Source organism: Bacillus sp. JJ1521, assembly GCF_036965165.1.
Taxonomy (GTDB): Bacteria; Bacillota; Bacilli; order Bacillales; family Bacillaceae_L; genus Ferdinandcohnia.
Genome location: NZ_JBALOX010000125.1, coordinates 1 through 8,234, shown reverse-complemented (window position 1 = coordinate 8,234; position 8,234 = coordinate 1). Strand labels below are relative to the sequence as shown.

10 protein-coding genes are annotated in these 8,234 nt (G+C 36.8%); 8 read left to right on the top strand and 2 right to left on the bottom strand.

Going from position 1 to position 8,234, the window contains the following annotated elements:
- From V7147_RS16955 to V7147_RS16930, 6 genes are all read left to right on the top strand, one after another.
- The coding region (locus V7147_RS16955) for a Rieske 2Fe-2S domain-containing protein (protein ID WP_335369014.1) at positions 1-237 on the top strand (237 nt) is incomplete at its 5' end.
- Positions 238-314: 77 nt separating this feature from the next.
- The gene (locus V7147_RS16950; protein WP_335369013.1) at positions 315-1,550 is read left to right on the top strand and encodes an NAD(P)/FAD-dependent oxidoreductase; all 1,236 of its coding nucleotides are present in this window, start codon (positions 315-317) and stop codon (positions 1,548-1,550) included.
- A gap of 22 nt (positions 1,551-1,572) precedes the next feature.
- The gene (locus tag V7147_RS16945) at positions 1,573-2,559 is read left to right on the top strand and encodes an aldo/keto reductase (RefSeq protein ID WP_335369012.1); all 987 of its coding nucleotides are present in this window, start codon (positions 1,573-1,575) and stop codon (positions 2,557-2,559) included.
- Positions 2,537-3,424, top strand: coding sequence for a creatininase family protein (locus tag V7147_RS16940; protein ID WP_335369011.1), 888 nt, complete (start codon positions 2,537-2,539; stop codon positions 3,422-3,424). Before V7147_RS16945 ends, V7147_RS16940 begins: the two co-directional genes overlap by 23 nt.
- A 544-nt stretch (positions 3,425-3,968) precedes the next feature.
- Entirely contained in the window at positions 3,969-4,286 is a 318-nt protein-coding gene (locus V7147_RS16935; RefSeq protein ID WP_335369010.1) for a hypothetical protein, read from the top strand.
- A 22-nt stretch (positions 4,287-4,308) separates the two neighbouring features.
- Positions 4,309-4,599, top strand: coding sequence for a hypothetical protein (locus V7147_RS16930; protein WP_335369009.1), 291 nt, complete (start codon positions 4,309-4,311; stop codon positions 4,597-4,599).
- Between the two features lie 52 nt (positions 4,600-4,651).
- Here the strand turns inward: V7147_RS16930 and V7147_RS16925 are convergent, their stop codons facing one another.
- The gene (locus tag V7147_RS16925; protein WP_335369008.1) at positions 4,652-5,119 is read right to left on the bottom strand and encodes a hypothetical protein; all 468 of its coding nucleotides are present in this window, start codon (positions 5,117-5,119) and stop codon (positions 4,652-4,654) included.
- 158 nt (positions 5,120-5,277) lie between these two features.
- Positions 5,278-6,177: a LysR family transcriptional regulator gene (locus V7147_RS16920; protein ID WP_335369007.1), complete on the bottom strand. Its 900-nt coding sequence runs from the start codon at positions 6,175-6,177 to the stop codon at positions 5,278-5,280.
- Positions 6,178-6,292: 115 nt separating this feature from the next.
- Between V7147_RS16920 and V7147_RS16915 the strand changes: the two genes are divergently transcribed.
- A complete protein-coding gene (locus V7147_RS16915; protein ID WP_335369006.1) occupies positions 6,293-7,336 on the top strand; it encodes a 2,3-butanediol dehydrogenase in 1,044 nt (347 codons plus the stop codon).
- Between the two features lie 32 nt (positions 7,337-7,368).
- On the top strand, positions 7,369-8,139 hold the full coding sequence (locus V7147_RS16910; protein ID WP_335369005.1) for an SDR family NAD(P)-dependent oxidoreductase: 771 nt from the start codon (positions 7,369-7,371) through the stop codon (positions 8,137-8,139).
- Positions 8,140-8,234: the final 95 nt, after the last annotated feature.

The following is an 8,234-nucleotide window of genomic DNA, read 5'->3' as shown; positions in this document are numbered from 1 at the left end:
GATACGTATTGTGTGTACCGTACCGAGGATGGAAAATATTATGCTTCCGATGGGTATTGCACACATGAAAGATTTCATCTCTCCAATGGACTAGTAATGGGAAACGTCATCGAATGCCCAAAACATAATGGTAGATTCGATATTCCAACAGGAGAGGCAAAGCGAGCTCCGGTATGTGTTGCATTAAAGCTATATAACGTTAAGGTAACTGAGGGTATGGTCTATATTCAGATATAAGACACTATATACTTCTCTAATGTTAGGTAGAAAACCTTTTTGGTAATGAAAATCATCAACGTAAAAAGGAGAATTACATGAGCGATTATGGAATGGTCATTGTTGGTGGAGGTGAAGCGGGAGCAAGAGCTGCTGTAGAGCTTAGAAATCAGGGCTGGAATGGAAACATTACCCTAATTGGCAATGAAAAGTTTCCTCCTTATGAGCGACCGCCACTTTCAAAACAGTTTCTTACAAATGAAGAAAAACCGATGTCGACTATTATAATAAATGAAAATCAACTACATGAAAATAAAATTCATTTCCAGTCAGGGGTAACTGCTACTTCACTAGATCGCGAGAATCATATTCTTTCATTATCCGATGGAAATAAGCTGAAATATGAAAGATTATTGCTTTGTACTGGGGCAAAACCTCGAAGATTAACTATTCCTGGTTCTGGAATTGAAGGGATTTTATATCTTCGTACAATAGGTGATTCATTAAAGATTCGTAATCATTTAAAACGAGGATCTCATGTGGTTATCATAGGTGGCGGATTTATTGGACTTGAAGTTGCAGCAAGTGCAATTACAAGAGGCTGTCAAGTCACACTTATTGAAGCAGCCCCAAGAATATTAATGAGGGGTGTCGATGAAGAAATTGCTGATATGGTAAAAGCATTACACACTAAAAAAGGTGTCGAATTTATTATTGGTAAATCGTTAAAAGAAATTAACCAAATAGACGGTCAGTTTACAGTTGAACTTGGAGATGGCCAGTCCATTTCATCAGATATTGTCATTGCGGGAATTGGAGCTATTCCAGAAACAACATTAGCGGAAGAAAATGGCTTAGATATAGAAAATGGAATCAAGGTAGATAAATACCTTATGACTAATGATTCTGATATAAACGCAGCTGGTGACTGCTGTTCTTTTCCACATCCATTATATGGGGGGCGACGTGTACGGCTAGAAGCATATCGGAATGCGCAGGAACAAGGAATTCATGCTGCAAAAAATATGGTGAATCTCCCCACTCCTTACTTAGTGATTCCATGGTTTTGGTCTGATCAATATGATCGAACTCTACAGGTTGCAGGTTTTGCTGATAACACGAAGAAGATTGTAAGAGATTTAGGAGATGAAGAAAAAATCTTCTTTCATTTTTCAGAGAATAATTTCTTGAAAGCTGTAAGCGGGATAGGAACTCAAAGAATTACTAAGGAGATTCGAATAGCTGAAATGTTAATAGAGAAACAAGTGGTGTTGGATCCAGAGGTAGTTTCAAATCCTTCAAATAATTTGAAGAAACTACTTCGAGCATACTGAATCATTTTAAAGGAGAAAAAAAATGAAATATAACGAGTTTGGAAATTCAGGAATTCAAGTTTCAAGGTTGTGCTATGGTGCCATGGGCTTGGGGGGTGTTTTTGATAGTTATGATGAAAAAGTAATGATTAATTCTGTTTTGAATAGTTTAGAACAGGGAGTAAATTTTATTGACACAGCTCGAAATTATGGAGAGTCAGAACGGATTTTAGGTAAGGCCCTAAAAGAGTGGAAGGGGGATGCTCCATTTATATCCTCAAAAATACAATCTAAAGGACCAGGAAATTTAGGTTGGGGTCAGCCAATACCTGTAGAAACGGCATTCCCAAAAGGATGGTTAAGAGAAAGTACGGAAATATCATTAAAAGAACTTGGAGTAGAAACGATTGATTTGATGCAACTTCACCAATATTGGCCTCAATGGGATCGAGTAGATTATTGGATAGAGGAATTACTTCAGCTAAAAGAAGAAGGAAAAATTAGATTTATTGGAATATCATTACCTGATCAGCGGCATGATATAGGTCTTTCTCTTGTCCAAAGTGGAAAAATTGATTCAGTTCAAACGGTATATAACATTTTTGATCCATTAGCACTTGATTGCTTAATCCCATTTTGCCAAGAAAACAATGTTGCGGTTTTAGCACGTTGTGTACTTGATGAAGGTGGATTGACGGGTTTCCTAAATGTGAATACTACTTTTGCACCGGGAGATTTTAGAGAAAACTATTTTGATTACATCCCTCGCGAAGTCTATATTGAACGTGTTGAGAAACTAAAAGAAGCCTTTGTTCCTAAATATGCAGACAGTTTGGCAGAACTTGCTATAAAATTTGCTCTTCATCATAAAGGGGTTACTTCAGCACTAATTTCAATGAGTAGTCCACGACATGCAAATGAAAATATTGCTGCCGTTGATAAAGCACCTTTACCGGACGAGATTTTTGAAGAAATTCGTAGACATTATAGATGGGTGAGGAACTTATATGAAACAAAATACTGGATCTAAAGTTTTGTGGTCTGAACTTTTCCCTTTTGAATTTAAGGCCAGACTAGAAGAATTACCAGTTGTGTATTTACCTTTAGGACTTTGTGAACCACATGGGCAAATAAGCGCATTTGGCCTTGACACGATAAAAGCGGAATGGCTATGCGAACAAGCAGCAAAACAGATTGGTGGGATTGTAGCACCTTCAATGGGTTATCACATTCATGAGACTGGGTATCATGCTAGATGGCTTGAGGAGAATATTGGGGAGGAAAATCCACATATGACAGGGGTTCCTCCTGGAATTTTTCTATCATTCTTTCTATACCAATTAAGAGCGTTCGTTAATGCTGGTTTTAAATCGGTTGTTGTAATTACCGGACATAGTGGAGGAAATCAGGAGGACTTACGACTTGCTGCTCGTATATTCATGGAATTTATTCCTATTAAAATTGTAGTTAAAAGTGACCCAGAGTTGGTTGAGGACCAGTATACAGGTGATCATGCTGGAAAATATGAAATCTCCCAACTTATGTATATTCGCCCTGAGTTGATTAATTTTCAATTAGTGGATTTGGAAAAGAAATCAGGTTCTGGTGGACGTTTAGCACTTGGTGAGGATGCCTCGAAATCCAGTAGATTACTTGGTGAAAGCATAATGGAAAGCTGTTTAACTAGCCTTATTAAAGAGATTAAACAATTGAAACTTGATGATGTACCTAATAATTTAGAAAAAGTATCATACGAGAAGGTTGAAAGAATTTGGAGTGAAATTCTGACTCAGTCTTCAAAATGGGTTACTGCAAATCCATGGGATGAGCAGGAAGATGTTTCCCCGACATCCCAATGGAGAGAATATATGAAGTATCGAGTTAAAAATTGTTGACAATTTTGATAAATATAATAGCAGACTTTACCATCTTTTCCTTAGGTATATTTATGAAAAAGGTGGTGTTTTTTTGTTCAATATCCTTTATATTTCAAATTGCAGTTCAAATATAATAAGGACCGATGATACATCCCAATATTTCCAAGCAAAACTATAGTGATAACGGACCATTCCCTCTCGTTTAAAAGGGTTTAAGACCTATCCCTCAATCCTGGCATGCTAGTATACTTGAATAGTATTTTAGATTGATAGAGGAGCATGCTTTGATGAATGAGGAATTTCTTTATATTGTAATGATTATTGCAATTGGGTAATTATTGAAGCGAATTCTTATTTTGAAGGAGCAGGATGGAGAGGTGATCTCCTAGATTATTGTTAAAATTACACTTCCTGCGTTAGTTCTTGTGACGTTTGATCGGGTAGAATCGAAACGAACCTTATTTTAATTCCAATTTTTATCGTTCTTTATGGAATCATTATCTCATCGTTAGGCTTGCTCGTTTTTAAAAATGAGGAAATAGAGCTTAAGGGTTCCTTTTTAATGATGTCTTCTGGGTTTAATGTAGGTTTATTCGCATTTCCACTTGTTTTTGCAATGTGGGGCATGGAGGGATTAACCTATTTTAGCATGTTTGACGCGGGGACATCCATCATCGTCTTTGGGATCGCCTCCATTTTAGGAAGCTTTTTTTCAAAAGAAGGATTAAGCCTAAAGCCTACTGAGATTTTAAAAAGACTTGTGAAAACCATTCCATTAATGACGTACCTTTTTGCAAGTATTTTAAATTTTAGTCATTTCAAATTACCAGATATGATAATTGAGTGGCGATTTCGTTCTCTGCTGCCAATATGCCATTGAGTTTACTTCTATTAGGTTTTTTTTGAATTTTAAGTTTGAAAAACAATTTTTAAAACCGATGCTGAAACTTTTAACATTCAGATATGGAGCTGGCTTACTAGTTGGGGTGATATTATTTCTTCTGCTTCCATTTGAAGATATGTTTCGATACACCATCATAATCGGTCTACTGCTTCCAGTAGCTTCAGTGACCATTCCATTTGCACTTGAGTTTAAATACAACAATGAAAGCATCCGGTTAATTGCAATGTGTACAAATATTACTGTCTTAGTGAGTATCGTAATTCTATATGTAGTGGGGAATATGATTTAAATAAGTGGTCCGACTTCGCCGGCCACTTTTAATTGGAACAGGACTGTAAAACTCAGTCATGTTTTTTTTCTTGTTTTTTCATATCAAACAAGCCTGTTGATATCTCATTTAGTTTTTTGAGAAATCGGTTAAAGCCAAATCCAACAAAAAAGGCGACGCTTACCTGAGCATATGGGCCTTCAAGATTGTCAGCAAAATCGATCATTAAAATGCCGCTTTGAATTAGATTGACAGCGATGACAGCCGTACCAGTGGCGAACAGCGGATAGAAAATATACATCACCCAGTGCCGAGGATCAATGATTTTATCGTTCATATAATGCGAACAAAACATATAAAGGTGCCTTAAGGATCCCCCGATGGCGCCTGCGAAAAAATAATACAAGAAGGGTTCAATACCTGATACCTTGGGATATGTTTCTTCAAATACACCAACCCACAAAGCACCTACAGCTAAAAAACTCCCGAAAAATAGTACGGAAAGGTACACTAATATTAGGAACTTTACCCATCTTTTCAATCAATCACCCCATTTTAATCAGTTTATGGGATGTTGTGGAAAAATGTGAATTGGAAAGGTTAAGGACAGGAGGACAGGTCTGTTGTTCCACCTTGGACACTGGAACTGTCCATCTGACCAACTGCACTGGGGGAATAGGCCAAGTTTCTGCAATCACTCTAATTTAGTACATGATCAACTTCTTTGATATACTGATTAGCTTCCTTTGATAGTGTATTTTCACTTTTCTTAATCCAACCAAATCGAAAGGTGGTGTCGATGAAATCTACAATATTTAGTGCTGTAATTTGGTCAGAGGCATGATTCATCGTAAATTTAGTAGATATATCATGTCCAATGGTGATTGCCCCAAGTTCTAAAACCGCTTTATAAATCACATCTAAATTAGTCGTTTTAAAGAAAATATCAATTGGACCAAATAATCTTTGGAAGTTTGCTATAAAATCTTCAACATATTCATCTTTATAAATAACAAATGTTTGTTGTCTTAATAAATCTGGAGTTATTTCCTCTTTGTTTTTAGCCAAAGCAGAATGTTTAGAAACGAAAACTAGGATTTTACCCATGATAACCGGAGTGAAATGAAGATCGGTAATTGAGTCAATATTGGATTTATTAATAGCAATAAATCCAATATCAATTTTATCTTTACGTATATCATCTACTATTTCCATACTGGCTTTCTCGTTTACTTCTATTTTTAAAGTAGAACCGCCCTTTTTAAAAGTTAAATAAGTATCTACGATGGGACCTGTTAAACCTGGTATGACGGAAATCCTTAGTAAATCATTACTATTGTTTATTTGATTTCTCGCTTCCTCTTTAACTTGATAAATAGCATGTAACGCTTGTTTTGCTTTTTCTATAATGATATGGCCTTCCTTTGTTGGGATAGCACCAGCTCGATTACGATTAAAAAGTTTTAGATTGAGTTCAGCTTCTAATTTCGTAATGGCTTGACTTAATGCAGACTGACTTATATTTAATGTTTTCGAAGCCTCTGCCAACGATTTTACCTTTGCAACCTCTACAATGTATGATAACTGCTCTATATTCATAGTTTCACTTCCTTAAGCAATATTTAATATAACATTAATTATATTAACTTTTGTAAAAGTAATCAAAGGGTTATACTAAAAGAGTAGTAGTTTATAAGAATAGGGAGGGGATACCATGCAAGCAGCAGTTTGGCATGATGTAAAAGACCTACGTGTTGAGGAGTTAGCAGAACCAGTCATTTCATTAGGAAAAATCAAGGTGAAAGTAGAGTGGGCAGGTATTTGCGGAAGTGATCTACATGCGTATTTACATGGTTTATCGATGGAAACGCATCCAATAAGTGGTCAAAGGCCACCGCTTACGTTAGGTCATGAATTTTCTGGAACAATTGTAGAGGTTGCAGATGATGTAACGCGCTATCAAGTTGGTGAAAGAGTTGCAATCGAACCACTCCTTTATTGCGGAAAATGCTATGCATGTAAAAGAGGTTACTATAATCAGTGTAGCAAGGTAGGCTTTGTTGGATTAAACAGAGATGGTGGTTTTGCTGAATATGTAATCGTTGATGAAAATATGGTACATGTTCTTCCTGACAATGTTTCGTTTGAAGAAGGGGCATTAGTTGAACCAACTGCGGTTTCTTTCTATGCAGTTAGAGAAAGTAAACTAAAACCGGGTGATGCTGTGGCAATATTTGGTGCTGGACCAATCGGATTATTAACGTTACTTTCTGTTAAAGCAGCTGGTGCGACTCAAATTATAGTGGTTGATTTGTCCCAAGAACGCTTAGAAAAGGCAAAAGAACTAGGTGCAACTACGGTTATAGATGGAATGCGTGATGACATTGTTGAAACAATTCTTGGATTGACAAACGGTGGGGTTAGTGTTGCCTATGAGTGTGCTGGAGCTCAGCCAACGATGACAAGTGCTGTTGCTTCTGTAAGACAAGGTGGACAAGTAATGGCAATAGCTGTGTATGCAAAACCTGTTGCAATTGATATGGGTCAAGTTATGTTTAAGGCAGCTGATATTACATCTACTCTCGCATACCGACATGTATTTCCGGAAGTGATTGAGATGATTGCGACTGGTAGACTGGATGTAAAACCAGTAATCACAAAGAAAATTGATCTGAAAGACATTGTTGAAGAAGGCTTTAAACAATTAATTGATGATAAAAAGCAAGCCAAAATTTTAGTAAGACCGTCAAGTAATTAATAATTCATTTTTACATAAGGAGAGGGTATTAGATGACAAACTTATCAGGTAAAGTCGCGATTGTAACTGGAGGAGCTTCTGGAATTGGTTATGCAATTGTTCAACGTTTAATAGAATCTAATGTAAAAGTAGCAGTTGCAGATTTAAATGCAGAAAAGCTGAAAGAACTGGAAGAAACTCATAAAGGGAATCTAATCGGTTGCGTTACCAATGTGACAAAAGAAAGTGATATAGAAGAGTCAGTGAACAAAACGGTTGAAACATTTGGTGGACTTGATTACGCATTTAATGTCGCGGGCGCATCTAAAGCAGGTGCAATTGTAGACCAAAGTGAAGAAGACTGGGATTTTACAGTTGATCTCTGTTTAAAGGGTGTATTTTTATCCGTTAAACATGAAGCAAAATATATGAAGGAACACGGCGGGGGAGCAATTGTAAACGTTGCTTCATTGAATGCACATGTTCCAATGTTCTATGGAGCAGCTTATTCATCTGCTAAAGCAGGAGTAGAGATGTTAACGAAGAATGCTGCCTTAGAATTAGCACAGCATAATATCCGTGTAAATGCTATTCTACCAGGTTTGGTTTCGACTCCACTAACAAAAGGATTAACAGATGTTGAAGCAATAAATGAAGCGTACATGGAACGTATCCCAATGAGACGTGCAGGTGCACCAGATGAAATGGCAGGACCGGCATTATTCCTAATAAGTGATGATGCTTCCTACGTAAATGGTGCTAGCTTAATTGTGGATGGAGCATGGGCGGTAAGCGGATATCCAGATTTGAGTAAGTTTATTTAAATTGATATTTTTAACAATGAGGCAAGTAGCGTTATCATTCGCACTTGCCTTTTGTTGGTTCATATATTACTCTGTTGCATTTACTCTTCCTTCTT